Origin of the sequence: Streptomyces yatensis (assembly GCF_018069625.1) — a bacterium.
Classification (GTDB): Bacteria; Actinomycetota; Actinomycetes; order Streptomycetales; family Streptomycetaceae; genus Streptomyces; species Streptomyces yatensis.
In genome coordinates, this window is the sequence record NZ_CP072941.1 from 7,437,079 (window position 1) to 7,460,898 (window position 23,820).

18 protein-coding genes are annotated in these 23,820 nt (G+C 73.0%); 4 read left to right on the top strand and 14 right to left on the bottom strand.

Features of this window, described 5'->3' with window-relative positions; translation table 11 throughout:
• Positions 1 to 6: 6 nt before the first annotated feature.
• The 4 genes from J8403_RS30945 to lipB all read right to left on the bottom strand — a co-directional run bounded on the left by J8403_RS30945 (position 7) and on the right by lipB (position 3,087).
• Positions 7 to 687 carry a DUF4191 domain-containing protein gene (locus tag J8403_RS30945; protein ID WP_059143230.1) on the bottom strand — a complete coding sequence of 227 codons (681 nt, stop codon included), beginning with the start codon at positions 685 to 687 and terminating at the stop codon, positions 7 to 9.
• A 10-nt stretch (positions 688 to 697) separates the two neighbouring features.
• Positions 698 to 895: an SCO2195 family GlnR-regulated protein gene (locus tag J8403_RS30950; RefSeq protein ID WP_014060111.1), complete on the bottom strand. Its 198-nt coding sequence runs from the start codon at positions 893 to 895 to the stop codon at positions 698 to 700.
• 251 nt (positions 896 to 1,146) lie between these two features.
• Positions 1,147 to 2,097, bottom strand: a complete 951-nt coding sequence (gene lipA, locus J8403_RS30955; protein ID WP_211126048.1) for a lipoyl synthase — start codon at positions 2,095 to 2,097, stop codon at positions 1,147 to 1,149.
• Positions 2,098 to 2,262: 165 nt separating this feature from the next.
• Positions 2,263 to 3,087 carry a lipoyl(octanoyl) transferase LipB gene (lipB, locus tag J8403_RS30960; RefSeq protein ID WP_211126049.1) on the bottom strand — a complete coding sequence of 275 codons (825 nt, stop codon included), beginning with the start codon at positions 3,085 to 3,087 and terminating at the stop codon, positions 2,263 to 2,265.
• 204 nt (positions 3,088 to 3,291) lie between these two features.
• On the opposite strand from lipB, the gene J8403_RS30965 reads away from it, so the two are divergent.
• Positions 3,292 to 4,989: an NsdA family TPR-like regulatory protein gene (locus J8403_RS30965; RefSeq protein ID WP_211126050.1), complete on the top strand. Its 1,698-nt coding sequence runs from the start codon at positions 3,292 to 3,294 to the stop codon at positions 4,987 to 4,989.
• A 117-nt stretch (positions 4,990 to 5,106) separates the two neighbouring features.
• Here the strand turns inward: J8403_RS30965 and J8403_RS30970 are convergent, their stop codons facing one another.
• On the bottom strand, positions 5,107 to 5,868 hold the full coding sequence (locus J8403_RS30970; RefSeq protein ID WP_211126051.1) for an ArsR/SmtB family transcription factor: 762 nt from the start codon (positions 5,866 to 5,868) through the stop codon (positions 5,107 to 5,109).
• Between the two features lie 296 nt (positions 5,869 to 6,164).
• Between J8403_RS30970 and J8403_RS30975 the strand changes: the two genes are divergently transcribed.
• Complete coding sequence (locus tag J8403_RS30975) at positions 6,165 to 7,622, top strand: MFS transporter (protein WP_211126052.1); 1,458 nt, start codon at positions 6,165 to 6,167, stop codon at positions 7,620 to 7,622.
• A gap of 988 nt (positions 7,623 to 8,610) precedes the next feature.
• On the opposite strand, the gene J8403_RS30980 is transcribed toward J8403_RS30975, so the two are convergent.
• Both J8403_RS30980 and J8403_RS30985 read right to left on the bottom strand, forming a co-directional pair.
• Positions 8,611 to 9,957 (bottom strand): NAD(P)/FAD-dependent oxidoreductase, encoded by a 1,347-nt coding sequence (locus J8403_RS30980; RefSeq protein ID WP_211126053.1) that lies wholly within the window; start codon positions 9,955 to 9,957, stop codon positions 8,611 to 8,613.
• Between the two features lie 236 nt (positions 9,958 to 10,193).
• Positions 10,194 to 11,084 (bottom strand): TIGR01777 family oxidoreductase, encoded by an 891-nt coding sequence (locus tag J8403_RS30985; RefSeq protein WP_211126054.1) that lies wholly within the window; start codon positions 11,082 to 11,084, stop codon positions 10,194 to 10,196.
• Between the two features lie 58 nt (positions 11,085 to 11,142).
• Here J8403_RS30985 and J8403_RS30990 point away from each other — a divergent pair, with 58 nt between their 5' ends.
• On the top strand, positions 11,143 to 11,736 hold the full coding sequence (locus J8403_RS30990; protein WP_425519843.1) for a GNAT family N-acetyltransferase: 594 nt from the start codon (positions 11,143 to 11,145) through the stop codon (positions 11,734 to 11,736).
• 55 nt (positions 11,737 to 11,791) lie between these two features.
• Here the strand turns inward: J8403_RS30990 and J8403_RS30995 are convergent, their stop codons facing one another.
• Complete coding sequence (locus tag J8403_RS30995; RefSeq protein ID WP_211126055.1) at positions 11,792 to 12,313, bottom strand: DUF4240 domain-containing protein; 522 nt, start codon at positions 12,311 to 12,313, stop codon at positions 11,792 to 11,794.
• A 232-nt stretch (positions 12,314 to 12,545) separates the two neighbouring features.
• Here J8403_RS30995 and J8403_RS31000 point away from each other — a divergent pair, with 232 nt between their 5' ends.
• Complete coding sequence (locus tag J8403_RS31000) at positions 12,546 to 13,466, top strand: SDR family oxidoreductase (RefSeq protein ID WP_211126056.1); 921 nt, start codon at positions 12,546 to 12,548, stop codon at positions 13,464 to 13,466.
• 228 nt (positions 13,467 to 13,694) lie between these two features.
• Here J8403_RS31000 and J8403_RS31005 read toward each other — a convergent pair whose 3' ends face one another.
• The 6 genes from J8403_RS31005 to J8403_RS31030 all read right to left on the bottom strand — a co-directional run bounded on the left by J8403_RS31005 (position 13,695) and on the right by J8403_RS31030 (position 23,695).
• Entirely contained in the window at positions 13,695 to 14,660 is a 966-nt protein-coding gene (locus J8403_RS31005; RefSeq protein WP_211126057.1) for a helix-turn-helix transcriptional regulator, read from the bottom strand.
• A gap of 365 nt (positions 14,661 to 15,025) precedes the next feature.
• A complete protein-coding gene (gene aceE / locus J8403_RS31010) occupies positions 15,026 to 17,701 on the bottom strand; it encodes a pyruvate dehydrogenase (acetyl-transferring), homodimeric type (protein ID WP_211126058.1) in 2,676 nt (891 codons plus the stop codon).
• A gap of 92 nt (positions 17,702 to 17,793) precedes the next feature.
• Positions 17,794 to 18,417 carry a GntR family transcriptional regulator gene (locus tag J8403_RS31015; protein WP_211126059.1) on the bottom strand — a complete coding sequence of 208 codons (624 nt, stop codon included), beginning with the start codon at positions 18,415 to 18,417 and terminating at the stop codon, positions 17,794 to 17,796.
• 125 nt (positions 18,418 to 18,542) lie between these two features.
• The gene (gene sucB, locus J8403_RS31020; protein ID WP_211126060.1) at positions 18,543 to 20,297 is read right to left on the bottom strand and encodes a 2-oxoglutarate dehydrogenase, E2 component, dihydrolipoamide succinyltransferase; all 1,755 of its coding nucleotides are present in this window, start codon (positions 20,295 to 20,297) and stop codon (positions 18,543 to 18,545) included.
• A gap of 52 nt (positions 20,298 to 20,349) precedes the next feature.
• A complete protein-coding gene (gene lpdA, locus J8403_RS31025) occupies positions 20,350 to 21,738 on the bottom strand; it encodes a dihydrolipoyl dehydrogenase (RefSeq protein WP_014060097.1) in 1,389 nt (462 codons plus the stop codon).
• Between the two features lie 403 nt (positions 21,739 to 22,141).
• Complete coding sequence (locus J8403_RS31030) at positions 22,142 to 23,695, bottom strand: leucyl aminopeptidase (protein WP_211126061.1); 1,554 nt, start codon at positions 23,693 to 23,695, stop codon at positions 22,142 to 22,144.
• Positions 23,696 to 23,820: the final 125 nt, after the last annotated feature.

The window sequence follows — 23,820 nt, forward strand, 5'->3', positions numbered from 1 at the left end:
GAGGGCTCAGCGCCCCTTCGGCATCCGCATCCCCTTGGGCATCGGACCCTTCGGGATCGGCATGTTGCTCATCAGGTCGCCCAGTGCGCGCAGGCGGTCGTTGACCACCGTGACCTGTGCGCCCGGCAGCACCCGCGGCAGCTTCAGCAGCGTGGTGCGGAGCTTCTTGATCTCGACCTGGCCCTCGCCGGAGCCCACGATCACATCGTGGACCGGAACCTCCGCGACGATGCGCGCCATCTTCTTCTTCTCGGCGGCCAGCATGCTCTTGAGCCGGTTCGGGTTGCCCTCGGCGACCAGCACGACGCCCGCCTTGCCCACCGCGCGGTGGATGACGTCCTGGTTCCGGTTCATGGCCACCGCGGGGGTCACCGACCAGCCGCGGCCCACGTTCTCCAGCACCGCCGCCGCCGCGCCCGGCTGGCCCTCCATCTGTCCGAAGGCGGCCCGCTCGGCCCGGCGGCCGAAAATGATCGCCATCGCGAGGAACGCCAGGACGAAGCCCAGGATGCCAGCGAAGATCGGGTGGCCGATCAGGAAGCCGATCGCGAGAAGGACACCGAAGGTGACGATCCCCACGCCGGCGACGACAAGAGTGACCTTCGGGTCGACCCGTTTGGTCATCTTGTAGGTCAGGGCGATCTGCTTCAGCCGCCCGGGGTTCTCGGATGTTTCCTTCCTCGCCATACAGCGAAGTTTACGTGGCCTGGGAGGTACTGGTGGACACGGCCTCCAGCACGTGTTCGGCCTCGTCCCGGTCCTTGGCCCGACGGCGGTCCTCGAGCACGGCCGTCCAGGCGTTGCGGCGGGCGGTGCGCTGCCCGCCCCGCAGCAGCAGACCCTCCAGGACGAGGAGCGCGTCGGTGACGGACGGGCGGACGGGCGCAGCCGGCATGGATACCCCTCGGAAGCGGCGGATGATCGCTACGCACAACGTATAAGCAGTGCGTGGCTCAATCGTTACCCAATGGTGTTACCAGTGCGTGACTGGCCGGTCAAACACCGATGAAGCCCTGCTACGGCCCGTATCCCGCCCTTGACCTGCGGCGTTCTCAGAGCCTTCGGATATGTGTGTGCTCGCAATCACACAGCGTGTTGCTCACACGGCCGAACGGAGCACGGTACGTGACGGAGTGTGACTCAGACTCAGACCGCCGGGGAGGCCGCGGCGACATTGCGGCGCTCGATGGCCTGCTGGTACAGACGGCCGGCCCGGTACGAGGAGCGGACCAGCGGGCCGGACATCACACCCGCGTAGCCGATCTCCTCGGCCTCCTCCTTGAGTTCCACGAACTCCTGGGGCTTGACCCAGCGCTCCACCGGATGGTGCCGGGCGGACGGCCGCAGGTACTGGGTGATGGTGATCAGCTCACAGCCCGCGTCATGGAGGTCCTGCAGCGCCTGGCTGATCTCCTCGCGCTCCTCGCCCATGCCCAGGATCAGGTTGGACTTGGTGACCAGACCCGCCTCGCGCGCCTTGGTGATCACCTCGAGCGAGCGCTCGTAGCGGAAGCCGGGACGGATGCGCTTGAAGATCCGCGGCACCGTCTCGACGTTGTGCGCGAGCACCTCGGGACGGGACGAGAAGACCTCGGCGAGCTGCTCGGGGACCGCGTTGAAGTCCGGGATCAGCAGCTCCACACCGGTGTCCGGCATCAGGGAGTGGATCTGGCGGACGGTCTCCGCGTAGAGCCACGCGCCGCCGTCCTCCAGGTCGTCACGGGCCACACCGGTGATGGTCGCGTACTTCAGCTCCATCGTGCGTACGGATTCGGCCACCCGGCGCGGCTCGTCGCGGTCCAGCGCCTGCGGCTTGCCGGTGTCGATCTGGCAGAAGTCGCAGCGCCGGGTGCACTGGTCGCCGCCGATGAGGAACGTCGCCTCGCGGTCCTCCCAGCACTCATAGATGTTCGGACAGCCCGCCTCCTGGCACACGGTGTGCAGGCCCTCGCGCTTCACCAGGCCGTGCAGTTCGGTGTACTCGGGGCCCATTTTCGCCCGGGTCTTGATCCACTCGGGCTTGCGCTCGATGGGGGTCTGGCTGTTCCGGACCTCCAGGCGCAGCATCTTGCGTCCGTCGGGTGCGACTGCGGACACGTCCGGCACTCCTCTTTGCTTGGCTCTGCTTGGCGGCTCGGCGTGGCGAGTTTGCCGGCGGGCTTTCGAATCGTCGGCGGTCACCAGAGTACGCCCGTGGTTCGTACGCATTTACGTCCAGGGCAACCGATAGGGGCGAGGCCGCATTCCCGGACGCCGGGAGGGTCAGACCGCCCGCGGCAGCGGGACGGAGGACTCCAGGACGTCCCGCAGATGCCGCTCGACGACCGGCAGCACCTCGGAGATCGGCACATCCCGGCCCAGCTCCTCCGAGAGCGAGGTCACACCCGCGTCCCGGATACCGCACGGCACGATCCGGTCGAACCAGGTGTTGTCCGGATTGCAGTTGAGCGAGAAGCCGTGCATCGTCACGCCCTTGGCGATCCGCACCCCGATGGCGGCCAGCTTGCGGTCCTCACGGCGCTGCCCGGCGTTGGACGGGGCGTACTCCGGCCCGTTCAGCCGTGCGTCGAACTCCTCGTCCTCCAGCCGCGGGTCGAAGTCCAGCTTCAGCCCGCCGAGCGCGGGGCGCTGCTCCACCGGGTCGCCCAGCACCCACACCCCGCTGCGGCCCTCCACCCGGGTCGTCTCCACGCCGAACTCCGCGCAGGTGCGCAGCAGCGCCTCCTCCAGGCGGCGGACATGCGCGATGACGTCCACCGGGCGCGGCAGCTTGAGGATCGGATAGCCGACGAGCTGACCGGGGCCATGCCAGGTGATCTTGCCGCCGCGGTCCACGTCCACCACCGGGGTGCCGTCCAGGGGGCGCTCGCTGTCGGCCGTGCGCCGGCCCGCCGTGTAGACCGGGGGGTGCTCCAGCATGAGGCAGGTGTCGGGGATCTCGTCCGCGAAGCGGGCGGCGTGCACCCGGCGCTGCTCCTGCCACGCCTCCTCGTAGTCCACGGCGTCCGCGCCGAAGCCCAGGTGGACGTAGCGCAGCGCCGGTGAACCGGGGACCGACCCCGGCGTAGCAGTGGTCACGGCGGTCACGGCAAGCTCCTTCTCGGCCCACGTGCGATGGGGGGCGGAGCCTCGCGGCGGCGCCCCCGCCACTGTACGACCGTGTCCCCTTACGTCCTCACCCGGCCCGTTCTCACACGATCGGATGAATGCCGCCCGACGGCCGCGATCAGCCCTCTAGCGGCGGTTACATTCGCGCCGTTCCACAGAGCGATCAGGGAGACCGGCAAGCTGATGACGGAACGACCCCCGCAGCGCATTCCCAATCGTCAGCTCGCCGCGCTCATCGCCGAGGCTGGCTTCTCCAACGCTGGGCTCGCCCGGCGGGTGGACCAGCTCGGGCTGGAGCACGGTCTGGACTTGCGGTACGACAAGACATCGGTGACGCGGTGGCTGCGCGGACAGCAGCCACGCGGCACCACCCCGGCGCTGATCGCCGAGGTGTTCACCCGGCGGTTAGGGCGTCGGCTGACCGCCCAGGACCTGGGCCTGGACGCCTGCGCGCCCGTCTACGCGGGGCTGGAGTTCGCCGCCACCCCGCAGGAGGCGGTGGACATCGTCAGCGGGCTGTGGCGGAAGGACTCCGGAAGCCATGCGGAGCTGCGGAAGATCGCCTTCACCCCGGCGGGGCTGGTCGTCCCGAGCCGTGACTGGCTGATCGGGCGGCCCGATGACCGGGTGGCGCGCGGTGAGCCACCAGCGGGCGCCGCCCCGGCGGGGGCGGCCGTGGGAGCCGGGACGGGGCCGGGGGCGGGGGTCGGTACCGGGGCCGGGGCCACGGCCGGGCGGCTGCCCGCGCAGGGGGGCCGGGCGGGTGGCCCGGCCGGGGCGGCCGGGGTGGCGCCGGGGCGCGCGGCCGTCCAGGGCGCGCACGGCCCTGTGGGCGCGCAGGGCGCCCACGTCGCTCATGGTGCCCATGGCGCCCACGGTGCTCACGGCGCCCACGGCGGCCACGGTGCTCACGGCGCCCAGGGGCGGGCGCCGCTGCCCCGTCAGCGCCGGCACGACCGCGACCGGCGCGCACCGGGCTACCGGGTGACCTCCGGCGACATCGCGGCCCTGCGCTCGGTCGGCGAGCTGTTCGCGGCGCTCGACCAGACGTACGGCGGCGGCCACGCCCGCCAGGCCCTGGTGCGCTACCTCGAGCACGAGGGCGAGCCGATGCTGCGCGGCTCGTACAACGAGGCGACCGGGCGGCGGCTGTTCGGCGCGGTCGCCGATCTGACCCGGCTGGCCGGATGGACCTCGTTCGACATCGCCGCCCACGGCCTGGCGCAGCGCTACTTCGTCCAGGCGCTACGGCTGGCACAGGCGGCCGGGGACCGTACGTACGGCAGCTATGTGCTGGTGACGATGAGCCGCCAGGCCGTCTATCTCGGCCATGGACGGGAGGCCGTGCAGCTGGCCAGGGTGGCCCAGCAGGGGGTCGGCGGCGGCGCCCCGCCGGTGCTGCAGTCGCTGCTGCACGCGATCGAGGCGCGCGGCCATGGTGTGCTGGGCGAGGTGCGCGCGTGCACCGCCTCGCTCGCCCGCGCCGAGCGGGCGCTGGAGACGGCCCGGCCGGGGGACGAGGTGCCGTACTGGGCGCGGCTCTTCGACGAGGCGCAGCTGGCCGACGAGTTCGGCCACTGCCACCGCGATCTGCAGCAGTACCGGGCCGCCGCCCAGCACGCGGAGCGCTCCCTGCAGCTCCACGGCGCCGGTTTCGCGCGCAGCCGGCTCTTCTGCCGGGTGGTCCTGGCGAGCGCGCGGCTGGGCCTAGGCGAGCTGGAACAGGCATGCCAACTGGCCGCGGAGGCGGCCCAGCAGGCATCGGAGATGCGGTCGGTGCGGGCGGTGGAGTACGTACGCGACTTCGAACGCCGCCTGGAGCCCTACCGAGACGCGGCCCCGGTCCGCGGCTACCGAGAGCGGGTGGCGGCGCTGGGGTAGGGGCGGGGGTGTGAGTGTGGGGGGGGGTGTGGGGCGCGGCCGCGGGGCGGTGCCGGCTCAGGGGGCGGGGCGGCGCGTCCCGGCGTGCGTACGGTGCCTGGGCTGGGTGTGGTGTGGTCAGGCGTCCACGACGATGCCGAAGGTGCGCTCCAGGCCGGTGCGGCCCGCGTCGGTCAGGTGGATCACGCGGCGGCGGCTGCCACGGCGGATCCAGTCCAGCGCGAACAGCCGGTCCGTCAGGGCGGCCCCCAGCGCCCCGGCCAGATGGTGGCGCTGCTCGGTCCAGTCCACGCAGTAGCGGATCAGCGGGCGGCGCGCGGGGAGCCCGTCCGCGTCCACGCCGAACGCCGCCAGCTCCGCGCGCCCCGGGTCCGTCAGCCGGTACGTGGTGTCGTTGCCCGGGGCGGAGAGCCGGTCGCTCTCCGTCGCCTCGGGGTGGAAGCGTCCGTCGCCGCCCTCCAGGACCCCGCGTTCCAGGAGCGCCGCCATCAGGGCCACTCCGAGGGCGCCCGCGACATGGTCGTAGCAGGTACGCGCCCGGCGCAGGGCGTGTGCGTGGGTGCTCTGGCGCAGCGAGGTGACCGGTAGCGGCGGGGCGATCCGGGCCAGCGCCTCGAGGGCCTCGCCGACGGCGGGGCCGGTCAGCCGGTAGTAGCGGTGCCGCCCGTGCGGCTCGACCCGCACCACCCCGGCCTCCAGCAACTTGGCCAGATGCCCGCTCACGGTGGAGGCGCTGACCCCGGCCTCGGTGGCCAGCACGCTCGCGGGCAGGGCGCGGCCCTCCAACAGCGCCTGCAGAACGCGGGCGCGAGACGGATCGGCGATCGCGGCGGCGGCGCGGGCGATGTCGGCGTCACGGGCGTCCGTGGTGGTGGCCATGCGTCCAGCGTAGGCCGAGGTCGTTTCGGCGGCGGACGAAGCGTGGGCGGTCGCCCGCGCGCACCTCGCCGATACGGCCGGAGGACGGCCTCGCGCTGCGCGCTTGGGGCTGGACGCCTCGCCGTACGCGCCTCCGGCCGCGGGCCGTGTGCCTCCGGCGGGCGCACGCGCTTCGGGCCGGACCTGGCCGGGCCGGGCCGGGGGCGTCCGATGCGGTTCGTCGTCCCCGTTCCGCGCGCGCCTGGGCACGCCACGCTTCGGGCTGTGCCGAAGGGATCAGGGGCGAGGGTGGAGGCATGAGGACGTACCACTCCACGCATCGGACCTCGGGATCCTCGGCTCCGCCCGTGGCGGCCGCCGTGCGGCGGGTGCCGTTGCTCGCGATCTGCCTCGGGTACTTCCTGGTCATCCTCGACGTCACCGTCGTCAACGTGGCCGTGCCCCGCATCGGCGCCGGGCTGGCGGCCGGGCAGGGGGCGCTGCAGTGGATCGTGGACGGGTACACGCTGGTCTTCGCCGGGCTGCTGCTGTTCTGTGGCGGGCTGGGGGACCGGCTGGGCCATCGGCGGGTGTTCCTCGCCGGGCTCGGGCTGTTCACGGTGGCCTCCGCCGGGTGCGCGCTCGCGCCGACCGCCGCCGTTCTGGTCGGCGCGCGGCTGGCGCAGGGGGCCGGGGCGGCGACCATGGTGCCCGCCTCGCTCGCGCTGCTCGGGGCGCTGCACCCCGAACCGGCCGCGCGCGCCAGGGCGTTCGGGGTGTGGGGTGGCATCGCGGGGGTCGCCGCCGCGGCCGGTCCGGTGCTCGGCGGGGTGCTGGTGTGGGGCGTGGGCTGGCGGACCGTGTTCCTCGTCAACCTCCCCCTGGGCGTGCTCGCCGTCTGGCTCACCATCCGTCATGTGCCCGGCAGGCGCCCGCGCCCGCGTCCGCGCGGGGAGCGTCCGCCGCTGGACCTCGCCGCCCAGCTCACCGGTGTCATCGCGGTGGCCGCCCTCACGGCCGGGCTGAACGAGGCGGGAGGGCGCGGCTGGACCGACCCGCTGGTGCTCGGCGCCCTCGCGGCCGCGCCGCTCGCGGGGGCGCTGTTCCTGTGGCTGGAGCGGCGCGCGGCGGCGCCCGCGCTGCCGCCGCGGCTGCTGACCGGCTTCCGGTTCCCGGCCGCCCTGGCCGTGGGGGTGCTGCTCAACCTCGGCTTCTACGGGCTGCTCTTCCTCACCACCCTCTACTTCCAGCGCCACCGGGGCTGGGACCCGCTCGCCACCGGTCTGGCGCTGCTGCCGATGGGCGCGCTGGTCGCGGCCGCCTCGCCGCTGTCCGGGCGGGTCGCGGCGCGCGTGGGCACCCATGTCCCGGCCGTGGCCGGGCTGTTGACCGGGGCGGTGGGGCTGCTCGGCTGGGCGGCCGTGGGACCGCATACGCCGTATGCGCTGCTGGTCGTGCCGCTGCTGCTGGCCGGGTTCGGCACCTCGTTCACCATGCCGTCGGCGACGATCGCGGCGATGGAGGCCGCGCCGCACGAGGTGCGCGGCGCGGCGTCGGGCGCGTTCAACGCGGCGCGGCAGCTGGGCAGCGCCATCGGCGTGGCGCTGTTCGGGACGCTCGCCGCGGCGTCCGCGAGCTCCGCCTTCTACGCCGGGATGCGGCTGTCCGCCGTGATCGCGGCCGGATGCTTCCTGGGGGGTGCGGTGCTCGCGGCGGTCTCGGGGCCCGCCGCCGCCCGCGCGGCGCGCAACCCCTCTGCCACTGAGGCGTCTTGACGCGTACGCCAGGTGGGGCGTGGCCGTACGCGTACGCCACGTGGGGCGTAGCCGCCGAGGGGCGGGCCGTCGGGGCGCGGGCCGTCGGGGCGCGGTCCGTCGGGGCGCGGTCCGTCGAGCGGCACGCGCTCGTCGGCGCCGCGCCGGGGGTGAGTAGGCCCGGCCCCCGTCGTGCGGCAGCCGGGCGGTGGTGTGTGCCGGGTGCCCGGGCCGCGAGCCGAAACGGTGCCTGGGCCCAGCGAGCCTGCACTCTGCCGTGCACCCCAGGGGGGACGCCGCTCAGGCTGCCGTGGCGCGGGTGCCGGTCTCTGCCCTGCCGCACCCTGCCGCGAGCCGTCACGGGAACCTGGGCCTCAGTGGCTGGGCCACCGCGGGATCGCTCGCGGGTCAGGCAGTTGTGGCGGCGGGTGCCCGTTGCCCCGGGCCGCGAGCCGCGAGACCCGGAGGCTGAGCCTCGGCCCCCGGGCACCGTAGAGATGCCCTGGGTCAGGTCACCGTGGCGGCCGGTGGCCGTTGCCCGGGCCGCGGGCCGCGGGCCGCGAGCCGCCAGGCCGCGTGACCGGGGCCTGGGCCTCAGCCGTCGTGCACGGCAGGCTGCGGGGCGTCGGGTCGCCGCAGCCGCGGGTGCCCGTTGCCCCAGGCCGCGTAACCCGGAGCCTGAGCCTGAGCCGTCGTGTACCGCAGGCATGCCGCCGGTCAGGCAGCCGCCGCCGCGGGTGCCCCTTGCCGCGGGCCGCGGGCCGCGTAACCCGGGGCCTGGGCCTCAGCCGCCTCGCACGGCAGGCTGTGGGGCGTCGGGTCGCCGCCGCCGCGGGTGCCCGTTGCCCCAGGCCGCGTAACCCGGAGCCTGAGCCTGAGCCGCCGTGCACCGCAGGCATGCCGCCGGTCAGGCAGCCGCAGCCGCGGGTGCCCCTTGCCCCGGGCCGCAGGCTGCGGAGCCCGGAGCCGGAGCCTCAGCCGTGCCCTGTCCCGACGCGCATGCCGCCGCTCAGGCCGCCGCCGCGGGGACGGAGTTGGTGCCCGTGTTGCCGGCGGTCGTGTCGGATCCGGCGTCCGGTGGGGCGCCGAAGTCGCTGAGGACCGCTCGGGCCGCCCGGCGGCCGGAGGCCAGGGCGCCCTGGACCGTGCTGGAGTCCCGGTGGTCGCCGCAGACGTACAGGCCCGACAGCAGCCGCACCGGGCGGCGCGGGTCGTGCGGGGCGGGCATGGCCGGGACCGCGTACGGGTCGTGGTGCGTGGCCAGCAGCTCCCAGCCCGCGGTCGACGTGCCGTACACCGCCGCCAGTTGGGCCCTGACGGCCCGGTCGAGTTCGGCGGCGGGCAGGGCGGCCGAGGCGCCCAGCACCGTGGAGGTGATCAGCACCCGGCCGGGCGGGGTGCGGGAGGGGTCGACCTCGCTGGCCACCATCGTGTGGGCGACCGGGCCCCGGCCGCCCGCGGCGAGTATCAGCGCGGGTTCGCTCAGCGGCGGCCGGTCGGCGGTGTGGTGCGTCACGGTCACCGGGTGGAAGGCCGGTACCCGCAGCCCGGGCAGGAGTTCGGCCGCGTCGTGCGCACCGGTGGCCACCAGCACCGCACGGCAGCCGATCTCGCCGTGTTCGGCGGTGGCGACGGCGGTGGTGGAGGCCGATACGGCCCGGACGCCCGTACGGACCGTCCCCGGCGGCAGCGCGGCCGCGAGCAGCTCGGGGACGGTGGACGCGCCGCCCGCCGGAAGGCAGAGGCGGCCGCGTGCGTAGCCGCGCAGCGCGAGGTCGGCGCAGCGGCTGGAGGTGGTGAGGTCCGGGTCGCTCAGCAGCGAGACGAGCAGCGGACGCAGCACCCCCTCGACCGTACGAGCAGGTAGGCCCCGCCCCCCCAGGGTCTCGGAGACCGGCCGGTCGGGGCGGGCGAGCAGGCGGTCCGCGGGCAGGGCGGCGAGCCTGCCGAGCGCGGCACCGAGTCGGGCCTGGTCGAGCCCGCTGCCGAGCGGCGCGCGGGCGGCGTTGGCGAGGGCGCGTGCCGAGGTGAATGCGCCCCTCATGCTCCGGGGGGTGTCCACCCGGTGCGTACGCCCCTCGTTGTGGACCAGCACTCCTTGGGCGAAGGGGCGCAGGGCGAGGGCGCCGAGCCCCGGAGTGCGCCGCAGCTCCGGGAAGGAGGTGTTCATCAGGTGACCGGTCCGGTCCAGCCGGAAGCCGTCGACGGTGTCGGTCGTCATTCGTCCGCCCACGCGGGGCGCGGCCTCGAGTACCGTGACCGCCACTCCCGCGTCGGTCAGCCGATGAGCCGCGGCCAGCCCCGCGAGCCCGGCGCCGACGATGACGACATCCGTGCGGTGCGCGCGCTTGAGCACGTGTCCTCCCCGAGGTCGGTGCGTCCGTCACAGGGGCTGCTGCCCCGGCCGGCGGCCCGGATACGTGGGTCCCGCGTGACGGCTCGCGAGACGGTCTTGACAGTACGGACAAAAACGGTCGATGCCAGACGCGCATCGACCGGGCACGGGCGCACACCGGTCGCACACGTCATCGAGTGATGCGCGACCGGGGGAGTGCGAGGGGCGTCGAGGGGCGTCGAGGGGCGCCAACTCTCCTACGGCAGCGCCGCCTTGATGGCCTCGTCCACATGCGGGTGGGTGAAGGTGAAGCCGGAGTCCAGGAGGCGGCGGGGGATGGCCCGGACGCTGCCGAGGACGTCACCGGACATCTCGCCCAGGGCGATCCGCAGGGCGGGCGCGGGGACCGTGAAGAGCGTGGGGCGGCGCAGCACGCGGCCCATCGCCGCCGTGATCTCGCGGTTGGTGACCGGCGCCGGCGCGGTGAGGTTGACCGGGCCGGTGAGCTCGGGCGTGTCGAGGATGTGGCGCAGCGCGGCGACATGGTCCCGCAGCGAGATGAAGCTCCAGTACTGCCGGCCGCTGCCCATCCGCCCGCCGAGGCCCAGCTTGAACAACGGGAAGAGCCGCCCCCACGCCCCGCCCTCGGCGGAGATCACCAGCCCGGTCCGGGTGAAGACCGTACGGACGCCCGCCTCCTGTGCCGCGGCCGCCGCCTCCTCCCAGTCCTGGCAGAGATCCGGAAGAAAACCGTGGCCGGGGGGCGCACTCTCATCGACCGCGCGCTCCCCGGTGTCACCGTAGAACCCGACCGCGCTTCCGCTCACCAGCACCCGCGGCGGGGTGTCCAGCGAGGCGATCGCCTCGGCGAGGGCGGCGGTGCCCAGCACCCGGCTGTCCCGGATCTCCTTCTTGTACGCGTCGGTCCAGCGCCGGTCGCCGACCCCCGCGCCCGCGAGATGGACCACGGCCTCACAGCCCATCAGCCCCTTGGTGTCCACCCACTCCCGCTTCGGGTCCCACTCCACCTCGTCCGCTGCTTGCGGCGGACGCCGCACCAGGCGCACCACCTGGTGGCCGTCCTCGTGCAGCGAGCGGACGAGTGCCGTGCCGATGAGCCCGGAGGAGCCGGTGACCGCGATACGCATGGCCCCATCCTGCCCTCGATCACGGGAGGGATGTCGGACAACAGGCGGGCGTGGCACAGTGACTCGCATGTCCCAGCCCTCCGGCCCGCCCCAGCCGTCCGGCTTGCCTCGGGCGTCCGGTCTGCCTCAACCCTCCGGCCGACCCCAGGCGTCCCGGCAGCCCGAGTTGATCATCCGCCCCGCCGTGCTCGACGACGAGACGGCGCTGGCCGAGCTGGACCGCAGCACCTGGTCGGTGCTGCATTCCGTACAGCCCAAGCCGCAGCCGCCGTACGACCCCTTCTTCACCCAGCACAACCGCGTCGAGCACATCCTCGTGGCCGAGCTCGGCGGATGCCCCGTCGGCTATATACGGCTCGTGCCGTCGACCCCGCTGGCCTGCAACGCGCATGTCCGCCAGATCCAGGGGCTCGCGGTGGACGAGCGGACGCGGGGCAAGGGCGTGGCACGGGCGCTGCTCGGCGCCGCGCAGGAGGAGGCGCGGCGGCAGGGCGCGACCCGCATCACCCTGCGGGTGCTGGGCCACAACGCCCCGGCACGGCGGCTGTACGCGTCGGAGGGGTTCGCGGTGGAAGGCGTGCTGCCGGGGGAGTTCCTGCTGGCGGGGGAGTACGTGGACGACGTGCTGATGGGGCGCTCGCTGGACCACTGAGAACTGGATCGCTGAGAACTGGACCGCTGAGAGGCTGGTGAGGCGCTGGCGAGGATCAGCCCCTGAAGCGCTCCCACAGCCGGGGATACCGCTCCGCCAGCACCGCCTCGCTCTCGAAGTCCAGGGGCTCCCCGATCGGTTCCCGGGGTGCGGGGGAGATCCCCAGCTCCGGCAGGGGCGCCCCGGTCAGCCGCTCATACGCCTCGTCCGCCGCGTACCCCAGGTCCTCGCAGTCGCCGTCCACCTGCTCATCGAAGTCCTCGAGCAGGTCGGCGAGCGCGTCCGGATCGTGCAGCGCCCCCTCGAAGATCTCCCGGCCCTGGCCGATCAGCCAGAAGCGGAACGCCTCGAAGGCGTCGTCGCTGACCCCGCCGAGCAGCACCCAGGCGGCGCCCCACACATCCCAGCGGTACGCCCGGTTGGAGCGGGCCTCGAAGTGCCGGGCGAAGTCCAGCACCGCGTCGGGGTCGAGTTGTGACAGCTGGTCGACGAGCAGGTCGGACTGGTCCTCGGGGTCGCCGTCCGCGACCTCCCGAGCGCTGTCGACCAGCCCCCAGAACTCCGTTTCGTCCATCATCACGGGACCTCGTCCATCATCACGGGACCAGGATCGGCCCTCCCGCGCACCCCCGCACGCGGAACGCGCCGGATGCGGCCGCTTCGTCATACCCGACAGCGGGTGTCGTATTTCCCTGCCAAGGTCGACCTGGGCCGACCCGGGTCAACCCGGCTCAACCCGGATCAACATGGTTCGAACCGGATCAACCCGGGTCACCCACAGGGCATCCGCACCGAGAGGACATAGGGACGTGAGCACACAGGGCGCACTGGCGGGCAGGATCGCGCTCGTCGCGGGGGCGACGCGCGGCGCGGGCCGGGCGATGGCCGTCGAACTGGGGGCGGCCGGGGCCACCGTCTACGCGACGGGCCGCACCACACGGGAGAGCGTCAGCGAGGTGGGGCGGGCCACGGAGACCATCGAGGAGACGGCGGAGCTGATCACGGCCGCGGGCGGCACGGGCATCGCGGTGCCGACCGACCATCTGGAGCCCGAGCGGGTCCGGGCGCTGGTGGAGCGGATCGACCGGGAGCAGGGCCGGCTGGACGTCCTGGTCAACGACGTATGGGGCGGTGAGGCGCTGATCGAGTTCGGTAAGAAGAGCTGGGAGACCAATCTCGCGGGCGGGCTGCGGATGCTCCGGCTCGGCGTCGAGACCCACCTCATCACCAGCTACTACGCGCTGCCGCTGCTGATCCGGCACCCGGGCGGGCTGGTGGTCGAGGTGACCGACGGCAACGAGGAGTTCAACAAGACCTACCGCGAGAACCTCTTCTACGACCTCGCCAAGAACGCCCCGATCCGCACGGCCTTCGGGCTCGCGGAGGAGCTGAAGGAGTTCGACGGCACGGCGGTGAGCGTCTCGCCGGGCTTTCTGCGCTCCGAGCAGATGCTGGACCACTTCGGGGTGACGGAGGAGAACTGGCGCGACGCGGTGGAGGGGGAGCCGCACTTCGCCATCGCCGAGTCGCCGTACTTCGTCGGACGGGCGGTCGCCGCGCTCGCCGCCGACCCGGACCGGGCGCGCTGGAACGGGAAGTCCGTCTTCAGCGGGGAGCTGGCCAAGGTCTACGGCTTCACCGATCGGGACGGCTCCCGGCCGGATGTCCTCGGCTACTTCCGGGACGTGGTCTTCGGAGGCAAGGCGGGCACGGCCGCCGACTACCGGTAGCTCGAGGGCGAGCGCGAGGGCGAGCGCGAGGGCGAGGGCACGGAGCCTTGCCGGGGCCGGGCCCGGCGTCCCGGGCAATGGCTCGGCGCCGTACCGAGGCCGCGCTCGGCGGAGTCCGGGGCGACGTCTCGGCGCTCTACGGACGGGGGTGCTGTTGGAGGCGGCTCTACGAGCGGGGCGCGCGGCCACCACCGGTAGAGCGCCGCGGGCGCCCGCAGCGCACTGCGGTCACTCGTAGCGCTCCGCCGTGCGGCGCGCCGTCTCGGCGAAGAGCGCGCGCAGCTCCGGCGGCCCCAGCACCTCCGCCTCCGGGCCGAGCCCGAGCAGCTGGGCGAGGGCGACCTCGTACGACTCGACGGGCAGGGTGATGGTGAGCCGCCCCTGCCCGTCCGGCTCCCCGGCCTCGCGTACGGCCTCCTCGGCCGCCGTCCGGTCCGTGACATGCGGCAGCGCCCGGGCACCGGCCGGGGTCAGCCGTACGACGGCCTTCTCCCGCAGGATCGAGCGGGCGAACTGATCGGCCCGCTCCCCCCAGAAGCCGGGCAGGTCGAAGTCCTCGTCCCGGACGAAGTGGGTGCCGTCCGGTTCGACGGCCGTGAAGCGATCCACCCGGTACACCCGGAAGCCGCCCTCCGTGCGGGCCGCGAGGTACCAGACGCCCGCCTTGAGCACGAGCCCGTACGGTTCGAGCTCCCGCCGGACCTCCGCGTCCCGGCGCCGGTAGCGCACGGTGATCCGCAGATCGTCCCAGACCGCGTCGGCGATCCTCGGCAGCAGCTCCGGCGCCTCCGGCTCCCGCCACCAGCCCGGGGCGTCGAGATGGAACCGCTGGGCCACCGTGTGGGAGGCGTCCCGCAGCTCCGGGAGCAGCGCGGCGGACACCTTCAGCCGGGCGGCGGAGGCGGCGTCCGCGAGCCCCATCTCGCGCAGCGCGGAGGGGACGCCGGAGAGGAACAGCGCCTCGGCCTCGGTCCTCCCGAGGCCGGTCAGCCGGGTGCGGTAGCCGCCGATGAGCCGGTAGCCACCGGCCCGGCCCCGGTCCGCGTAGACCGGGATCCCCGCCTCGGAGAGCGCGGCGGCGTCCCGGGTCACGGTGCGCTCCGAGACCTCCAGCTCACGTGCCAGCTCGGCCCCCGTGATCGAGGGGCGAGCCTGGAGCAGAAGCACCATCTTGATGAGCCGGGCAGCACGCACGGCCCCATGATGCCGTGCGCTGCGGGCGGGCGGCGGATCGTCGTGCGCGGCCCGTCGGCCGGGTGCCGCGCGGGAGCGGCGGCTCGGGGGCGGGGGCCCCGGGTGTCCGGCGGGTCTTCCCCTACCCGCCCCTTCCCGGCACCTGACGAGATGCGGCTCCGCCGCGTGGGGGCCCGGCCCCGGCCCCCGCCGGGGCTCCGCCCCGGACCCCGCTCCTCAAACGCCGGAGGGGCTGGATACGGGCTGAACGCCGGAGGGGCTGGATTCGGGGAACGCCGGAGGGGCTGGAACGGTGGCTGACCGCGCGGCGGCAGCGCGCGCGCAGGGGCCCGGGCCGCGTGGCCCGGGCCCCTGCGCCGGCGTCGTCAGATGCCGTACCGCTCCGCGGCCTCCTTGGGCGCGGTGGTCCGTACGACGCCCTGCCGGGCCAGCCGGGACAGCGCGGCCACCACGATGGCCGGGGCGTCCACGCCGAAGTGGCGCCGGGCGGCCTCGCGGGTGTCGGAGAGGCCGAAGCCGTCCGTGCCCAGCGAGTACCAGTCCTGCTCGACCCACTGGCTGATCTGGTCGGGGACCGCACGCATCCAGTCGCTGACGGCGAGGACCGGGCCCGGTGCGCCTGCCAGGGCACGGGTGACGTACGGGACCCGGTCTTCGCCACTGAGCTGCGCCGCGTCACAGGACAGGGCGTCACGGCGCAGCTCGCTCCAGGAGGTGGCGGACCACACGTCGGCGGCCACGCCCCAGTCGTCGGCGAGGAGTTTCTGGGCCTCCAGCGCCCAGTGGATGGCGGTGCCGGAGGCGAGGAGCTGGATGCGGGGGGAGTCCTCGGCCGGGGCCGTGGCCTCCTGGTAGCGGTACAGGCCCTTGAGGATGCCCTCCTCGACGCCTTCGCCCGCAGGCATCGGCGGCTGGACCTTGGTCTCGTTGTAGACGGTCAGGTAGTAGAAGACGTCCTCGGCCTCGGGGCCGTACATCCGCCGCAGACCCTCCCGCACGATCACGCCGATCTCGTACGCGAACGCCGGGTCGTAGGCGAGCGCCGCCGGGTTGGTGGAGGCGATCAGCGGGGAGTGGCCGTCGGCGTGCTGCAGGCCCTCGCCGGTCATCGTCGTACGGCCGGCGGTGGCGCCGATGAGGAAGCCGCGGCCGAGCTGGTCGGCGAGCGCCCACATCTGGTCGGCGGTGCGCTGCCAGCCGAACATCGAGTAGAAGATGTAGAAGGGAATCATCGGCTCGCCGTGGGTCGCGTACGACGTCGCGGCGGCGGTGAAGTCGGCCATCGAACCGGCCTCGGTGATCCCCTCGTTGAGGATCTGACCGTTCTGCGCTTCCTTGTAGTACAGGAGCTGATCGCGGTCGACCGGGTCGTAGGTCTGGCCGAGCGGGGAGTAGATCCCGGCGGTGGGGAAGAGCGACTCCATGCCGAAGGTCCGCGCCTCGTCCGGCACGATCGGCACCCAGCGCCGCCCCGTCTCCTTGTCCCGCATCAGGTCCTTGACCAGCCGGACGAAGGCCATGGTGGTGGCGATCTCCTGGCTGCCGGAGCCCTTGGCGAGCGCCTCGAACGGCTTCGCGGACGGCTCGGGCAGGGCCACCGCGTGGACCTTGCGGGCCGGGGCGGGGCCGCCGAGGGCCGCGCGGCGCTCCTGGAGGTAGCGGACCTCGGGGGAGTCGGGGCCGGGGTGGACGTAGGGGACGAGGCCGTCGTCCAGCTTGCTGTCCGGGATGGGGAGTTCGAGGAGGTCCCGCATGGCGCGGAACTCCTTGCCGGTCAGCTTCTTCATCTGGTGGTTGGCGTTGCGCGACTCGAAGCCGGGGCCCAGCGTCCAGCCCTTGACGGTCTGGGCGAGCACCACGGTCGGGGCGCCCTTGTGCTCCATGGCGGCGCGGTAGGCCGCGTACACCTTGCGCGGCTCATGGCCCGCGCGCGAGGTGTGGAAGCACTCGGTGAGCTTGGCGTCCGTGAGCTGCTGGGCCAGCCGGGCCAGCTCCGGCTCGGCGCCGAAGAAGTGCTCGCGGATGTAGGCGGCGTCACGGGTCGCGTACGTCTGGAACTGGCCGTCGGGGACCTCGCGCAGCCGGCGGACCAACGCGCCCGAGGTGTCCAGCGCGAACAGCTCGTCCCAGGCGGAGCCCCACAGCGACTTGACCACGTTCCAGCCCGCCGCGCGGAACTGGGCCTCCAGCTCCTGCACGATCTTGAAGTTGGCGCGCACCGGGCCGTCGAGCCGCTGCAGATTGCAGTTGATGACGAAGGTGAGGTTGTCCAGGCCCTCGCGCCCGGCCAGCGCCAGGGCGGCCGTCGACTCCGGCTCGTCCATCTCGCCGTCGCCCAGGAAGGCCCAGACGTGGGAGTTCGCGGTGTCCTTGATGCCGCGCGCCGCCAGATAGCGGTTGAAGCGGGCCTGGTAGATCGCGGAGATCGGGCCGATCCCCATCGAGACGGTGGGGAACTCCCACAGCCACGGCATCCGCCGCGGATGCGGATAGGACGGCAGCCCCTCCCCGCCCGCCTCGCGGCGGAAGTGGTCCAGGTGGTGTTCGGTCAGCCGTCCGTCGAGGAAGGCGCGGGCGTAGATGCCGGGGGAGGCGTGGCCCTGGATGTAGAGCTGGTCGCCGCTGCCGTCCGCCTCCTTGCCGCGGAAGAAGTGCTGGAAGCCCGTCTCGTAGAGCCAGGCGGCGGAGGCGAAAGTGGCGATGTGACCGCCGAGGCCGTCACGGCTGCCGCGGGTGACCATCGCCGCCGCGTTCCACCGGTTCCAGGCGGTGATGCGGCTCTCCATGGCCTCGTCGCCCGGGAACGCGGGCTCGGCGGCGGTCGGGATGGTGTTGACGTAGTCCGACTCCAGCAGGGGCGGCAGGGCGAGCCCGGTGCTCTCGGCGCGCTCCAGGGTGCGGCGCATGAGATACGAGGCGCGGTGTGACCCGGCCGCCTGCGCGACGGCGTCCAGGGAGGCGCCCCATTCGGCGGTCTCCTCGGGGTCACGGTCGGGAAGCTGGTCGAGCGCACTCGGCCGCGTGCGTGCGAGATCGGTCATGAAACAGACTGTAGGTCTGATCGATGATCGATCAAAGCTCTGCCAAGGAAAAAGTGCTCCGTAAGGCGAAATTGGCATTCCGTGCCGCGAAACTAGGCACGCGGTGCACAGCCGAGGACATGTTCCTTGACCAGTTCGCCGACCCTCGGGTCCCGCCGCTTGAAGGCGTCCACCACCGCCTGGTGCTCCTCGGCGTACGACTCCTGGACGGTGCCCAGCCAGCGGATCGACAGCGTCGTCCAGATCTCGATGCCCAGCGACTCCCAGGTGTGCAGCAGCACGCTGTTGCCCGACGCCCGCACCAGCTCGCGGTGGAACGCCACGGTGTGCCGCACCTGCGCCTCCGCGTCGGCCGTGCGGTCCGCCTCGTACAGCCCCCGCACCTCGGGCTCCAGGGCGGAGGTGTCCTCGGCCAGCACGGGCGCGGCCAGCTCCGCCGCGATCTGCTCCAGCCCGGCCCGAACCGGATAGATCTCCTCCAGGTCGGAGGCGGTCAGATTCCGGACCCGGACGCCCTTGTTGGGAACCGACTCGATCAGCCGCAGCGACTCCAGCTCCCGCAGCGCCTCCCGTACGGGCGTCTGGCTGACCTCCAGCTCCGTGGCGATCCTGCGCTCCACGATCCGCTCGCCCGGCTTCCAGCGGCCGCTGACGATGCCCTCCACGATGTGCTCGCGGATCTGTTCGCGCAGCGAGTGGACGACGGGCGCGGCCATGGGGAACTCCTTAGAACCAGCGGTGAACAGTAGCCATTATCCCGGCACTGCGGTAACGAAAACCGCGCCCCGCACGGAAAGCCCGTGCGGGGCGCGGCAATGCCTCGGAGGGATCCTCGGAGGGCTCAGAGACCGAGGTCCACCTCGAACTCACCGGTCTCCAGGATCTCCTTGACGGCCGTCAGGTAACGGGCCGCGTCGGCACCGTCCACCAGGCGGTGGTCGTAGGAGAGCGCCACGTACGTCATGTTGCGCACCGCGATGGTCTCGCCCAGCTCCGGGTGGTCGATGACCACCGGGCGCTTGACGGTCGCGCCGATGCCCAGGATGGCGACCTGGTTCGGGGGCACGATGATCGTGTCGAACAGCGCACCGCGCGAGCCGGTGTTGCTGATCGTGAAGGTGGCGCCGGACACCTCGTCCGGGGTGATCTTGTTGGAGCGGACCTTGCCCGCCAGCTCCGCCGTCTTCTTGGCGATACCGGCGATGTTGAGGTCACCCGCGTTCTTGATGACCGGGGTCATCAGGCCCTTCTCGGCGTCCACCGCGATACCGACGTTCTCCACGTCGAAGTAGGTGATGGTGCCGTCGTCGTTGATCCGGGCGTTGACGGCCGGGTGGGCCTTCAGCGCCTGGACGGCGGCCTTCACGAAGAACGGCATCGGCGAGAGCTTGACGCCCTCGCGCTGCGCGAACGCGTCCTTGGCCTGCGCGCGCAGCCGCATGACCTTGGTGACATCCACCTCGACCACGCTGGTCAGCTGCGCCTGCTCGTGCAGGGCCTTCATCATGTTGTCGCCGATGACCTTGCGCATCCGCGGCATCTTGATGGTCTGGCCACGCAGCGGGGACGCCGCCTGCGGGGCGGCCTTCGGCGCGGCGGCGGCCGGGGCGGCCTGGGCCTGGGCGGCGGCCTTGGCGGCCTCCGCGGCGGCGATGACGTCCTGCTTGCGGACGCGGCCGCCGACGCCGGTGCCCTTGACGGTGGACAGGTCCACGTTGTTCTCGGCGGCCAGCTTGCGCACCAGCGGGGTGACGTAGGCGCCCTCGGCCTCGGGGGCCGCGGGAGCGGGGGCGGCCGGAGCCGCCGCCGGAGCCGGGGCGGGCGCCGGAGCGGCCGGCGCCGGCTCGGGAGCGACCGGCTCCGGGGTGACGGCCTGCGGCGCGGGGGCGCTCGGGGCCTGCGGGGCCGGGGCGGGCGCCGGGGCCTCCTGGACCGGCTCGGGGGCCGGGGCGGCCGGGGCGGGCGCGGCGGCCGGAGCGGCGCCGGCGGCACCGATCACGGCGAGCTTGGCGCCGACCTCGGCGGTCTCGTCCTCGCCGACCAGGATCTCCAGCAGGGTGCCCGCGACCGGGGCCGGGATCTCGGTGTCGACCTTGTCGGTGGAGACCTCGAGCAGCGGCTCATCGGCCTCGACGGACTCGCCGACCTCCTTGAGCCAGCGGGTCACGGTGCCCTCGGTCACCGACTCGCCCAGCGCGGGCAGAACCACATCGGTGCCCTCGGCGCCACCGGCCGGAGCGGCGGCGGCAGGGGCGGGTGCGGGGGCAGGGGCCTCGGCGGCGGGCGCCGGGGCGGGCTCGGGCTGAGCCGCCGGAGCGGGCTCGGCCGCGGGGGCGGGGGCCTCGGCCGGAGCCGCGCCACCGTCGTCGATAACGGCCAGCTCGGCGCCGACCTCGACCGTCTCGTCCTCGGCCACCTTGATGGACGTCAGCACACCGGCCGAAGGGGCCGGGATCTCGGTGTCGACCTTGTCGGTCGACACCTCGAGCAGGGGCTCGTCGGCCTCGACGCGCTCACCTTCGGCCTTGAGCCAGCGGGTGACGGTGCCCTCGGTCACGCTCTCGCCGAGCGCCGGCAGGGTTACGGAAACCGCCATGGTGTTCGGTTGCTCCTTAACGATCTTTGCGGATGGTTCGCGCTCGGGATGATCAGTCGTGGGAGTGCAGCGGCTTGCCGGCCAGGGCCAGGTGGGCCTCGCCGAGCGCCTCGTTCTGAGTGGGGTGGGCGTGGACGAGCTGCGCGACCTCGGCGGGCAGCGCCTCCCAGTTGTAGATCAGCTGAGCCTCGCCCACCTGCTCGCCCATCCGGTCACCGACCATGTGGACGCCGACGACGGCACCGTCCCGTACCTGCACGAGCTTGATCTCGCCCGCGGTCTTGAGGATCTTGCTCTTGCCGTTGCCCGCGAGGTTGTACTTCAGGGCGACGACCTTGTCCGCACCGTACAGCTCCTTGGCCTTGGCCTCGGTGATGCCGACGGAGGCGACCTCGGGGTGGCAGTAGGTCACCCGCGGCACGCCGTCGTAGTCGATCGGAACGGGGTTCTGGCCCGCCAGCCGCTCGGCCACCAGCATGCCCTCGGCGAAGCCGACGTGGGCCAGCTGAAGGGTGGGGACCAGGTCACCGACGGCGGAGATGGTCGGCACGTTGGTCCGCATGTACTCGTCGACCAGGACATAGCCGCGGTCCATGGCGACCCCGGCCTCCTCGTAGCCCAGGCCCTGCGAGACCGGGCCCCGGCCGACGGCCACCAGCAGCAGCTCGGCCTCGAAGGTCTTGCCGTTCTCCAGCGAGACCTTGACGCCGTCGGCGGTGTACTCGACGCCGGAGAAGCGGGAGCCGAGGGAGAAGTTGATGCCGCGCTTGCGGAAGGCGCGCTCCAGCAGCTTGGAACTGCTCTCGTCCTCGACCGGGACGAGGTGGGGAAGCGCCTCGACGATGGTGATGTCGGCCCCGAAGGACTTCCACGCGGAGGCGAACTCGACGCCGATGACGCCGCCGCCCAGCACGACCGCGGACTTCGGCACGCGGTCCAGCACCAGGGCGTGATCGGAGGAGATGACGCGGTTGCCGTCGATCTCCAGGCCGGGAAGGGACTTGGGCACCGAACCGGTGGCCAGCAGGATGTGGCGGCCGGTGTAACGCTCGCCGTTCACATCGACAGAGGTCGGGGAGGACAGCCGGCCCTCACCCGTCACATAGGTGACCTTGCGGGAGGCGATCAGACCCTGCAGACCCTTGTACAGGCCCGAGACCACGCCGTCCTTGTACTTGTGCACACCCTCGATGTCGATGCCCTCGAAGGTGGTCTTCACGCCGAATTCCGAGCCCTCACGGGCCTGGTCGGCGAGCTCACCGGCGTGCAGCAGAGCCTTGGTGGGGATGCAGCCACGGTGCAGACAGGTGCCGCCCAGCTTGTCCTTCTCGATCAGGGCGACGTCCAGACCCAGCTGCGCCGCGCGCAGGGCAGCGGCGTAACCGCCGCTACCGCCTCCGAGGATCACTAGGTCGAAAACGGTGCTGGCGTCGTTCGCCACGTCACGTCCTCCATGCATGGTGCGCCGGGGCCGGCCTTGGTCGGCCGGGCGGCGTGTGTATTCGGCCGCTTCTTGCGTCGGCGGCCCTGGTGTCGGGGGCCCTGTCCTGCCGGGACAACATCTTCGCACTTGTTGGGAGGGGACGGGACGCGGGGCCGCTGTGTGAGAAATCTCCAGACCCCAGTTCAGGGGTTACTCCTGCGTATCCGGAACGCGGAGCCCCGTCGATTTCGTTGAGGGCGAAATCGACGGGACTTTCGGCCCTAGGGGCCGGCGGTCGCGATGCGTTGTCGCGGGGCGCCGCTGCGTTGCGGCGCGGTGCTGCGTTGCGGTTCTGCGGTGTAGTGCTGCGTCGCGTCGCTGTGGTGGTGCTGCGCCGCTGCGTCGCTGTGTTGCGCTCGGCTCAGCCGAGGTCGCCGTCGGCGGCGCGCTCGGCCAGCCGCACCAGGGTGCGGACCGCGGCCCCCGTGCCGCCCTTGGGGGTGTAGCCGAACGGACCGGACTCGTTGAAGGCCGGACCCGCGATGTCCAGGTGGCCCCAGGTGATCCCGTCCGCCACGAACTCCTTCAGGAAGATGCCGGCCACCAGACCGCCACCCATGCGCTCGCCCATGTTCGCCAGATCGGCGACCGGCGAGTCGATGCCCTTGCGCAGGTGGGTGGGCAGCGGCATCGGCCAGGACTGCTCACCGGCCTCCTCCGCGATCTCGTGCAGCGAGGTGCGGAAGGCCTCGTCGTTCGTCATGATCCCGAACGTGCGGTTGCCCAGCGCGAGCACCATCGCACCGGTCAGCGTCGCCACGTCCACGATCGCGTCCGGCTTCTCCTCACCGGCGCGGGTGATCGCGTCGGCGAGCACCAGCCGGCCCTCGGCGTCGGTGTTCAGCACCTCGACGGTCTTACCGCCGTACATCGACAGCACATCGCCGGGGCGTGTGGCCGAACCCGACGGCATGTTCTCGGCCAGCGCCAGCCAGCCCGTGAGGTTGACCCGCAGACCCAGCCGGGCGGCGGCGACGACGGTGGCGAACACGGCGGCGGCACCGCTCATGTCGCACTTCATCGTCTCGTTGTGACCGGCCGGCTTGAGGGAGATGCCGCCCGAGTCGTAGGTGATGCCCTTGCCGACCAGGGCGAGCGTCTTCTCCGCCTTGGGGTGGGTGTACGCGATCCGCACCAGCCGCGGCGGGGCCTCCGAGCCCTGGCCCACGCCGAGGATGCCGCCGTACCCGCCCTTCTTGAGCGCCTTCTCGTCCAGCACCTCGGTCTTGAGACCGTGCTCCTTGGCGGCCGCGACCGCCTCGGCGGCGAAGTCGGCCGGGTTGAGGAGGTTGGACGGGGTGTTGATCAGGTCGCGGGCGCGGTTGATCTCCTCGACCAGGGCGGTGGCGCGCTCGGCGGCCGCCTTGTACGCCTTGTCGCGCGGCTTGCCACCGACCAGGGCGACCTCGGCGAGCGGGCCGTTGTTCTTCTTGTCGTCCGCGGCGTTCTTGGCGCTCTTGGTGTTCTTGGCGCTGCCGTTGCCGTTGCTCTTGTCGTACGTGTACGCCCCGAGCAGCGCGCCCTCGGCGACGGCGGCGGCGCTCGCCACGTCCTCGATCGGCAGCGCGAACGCGCCCTTCTTCGAACCGGACAGCGCGCGGGAGGCCGCCCCCGCGGCCCGGCGCAGTGTCTCGGCGTCATAGCCGTCGTCCTTGGCCGGGACGTCGCCCAGCCCGACCGCCAGCACGACCGGGGCCTTGAGGCCGGACGCGGCGGGCAGCTTGGTCACCTCGCCCTCGGCGCCGGTCGCGCCGAGCGTCTCCAGAACGGCGGCCAGCTTTCCGCCGAACGCCTTGTCCACGGCCTCGGCGCCGGCGGCGACGACGGGGCCCTTGGCCCCCTTCGCCACACCGACGACGACGGCGTCCGCGCGCAGTGCCGCGGCGGACGAGGTGCTGAGAGTCAGAGCAGTCACAGTGGTCGGGTCCCTCTTCCGATAGTTCGTCGGCCGATATGGGTTTTAGGCCGCGCCCCTCCGCATCGTATGCCTGCTGTCTTTTTCAGGCTCGGTTCGCCTCCGGGGCGCCTCGGTCGACACCC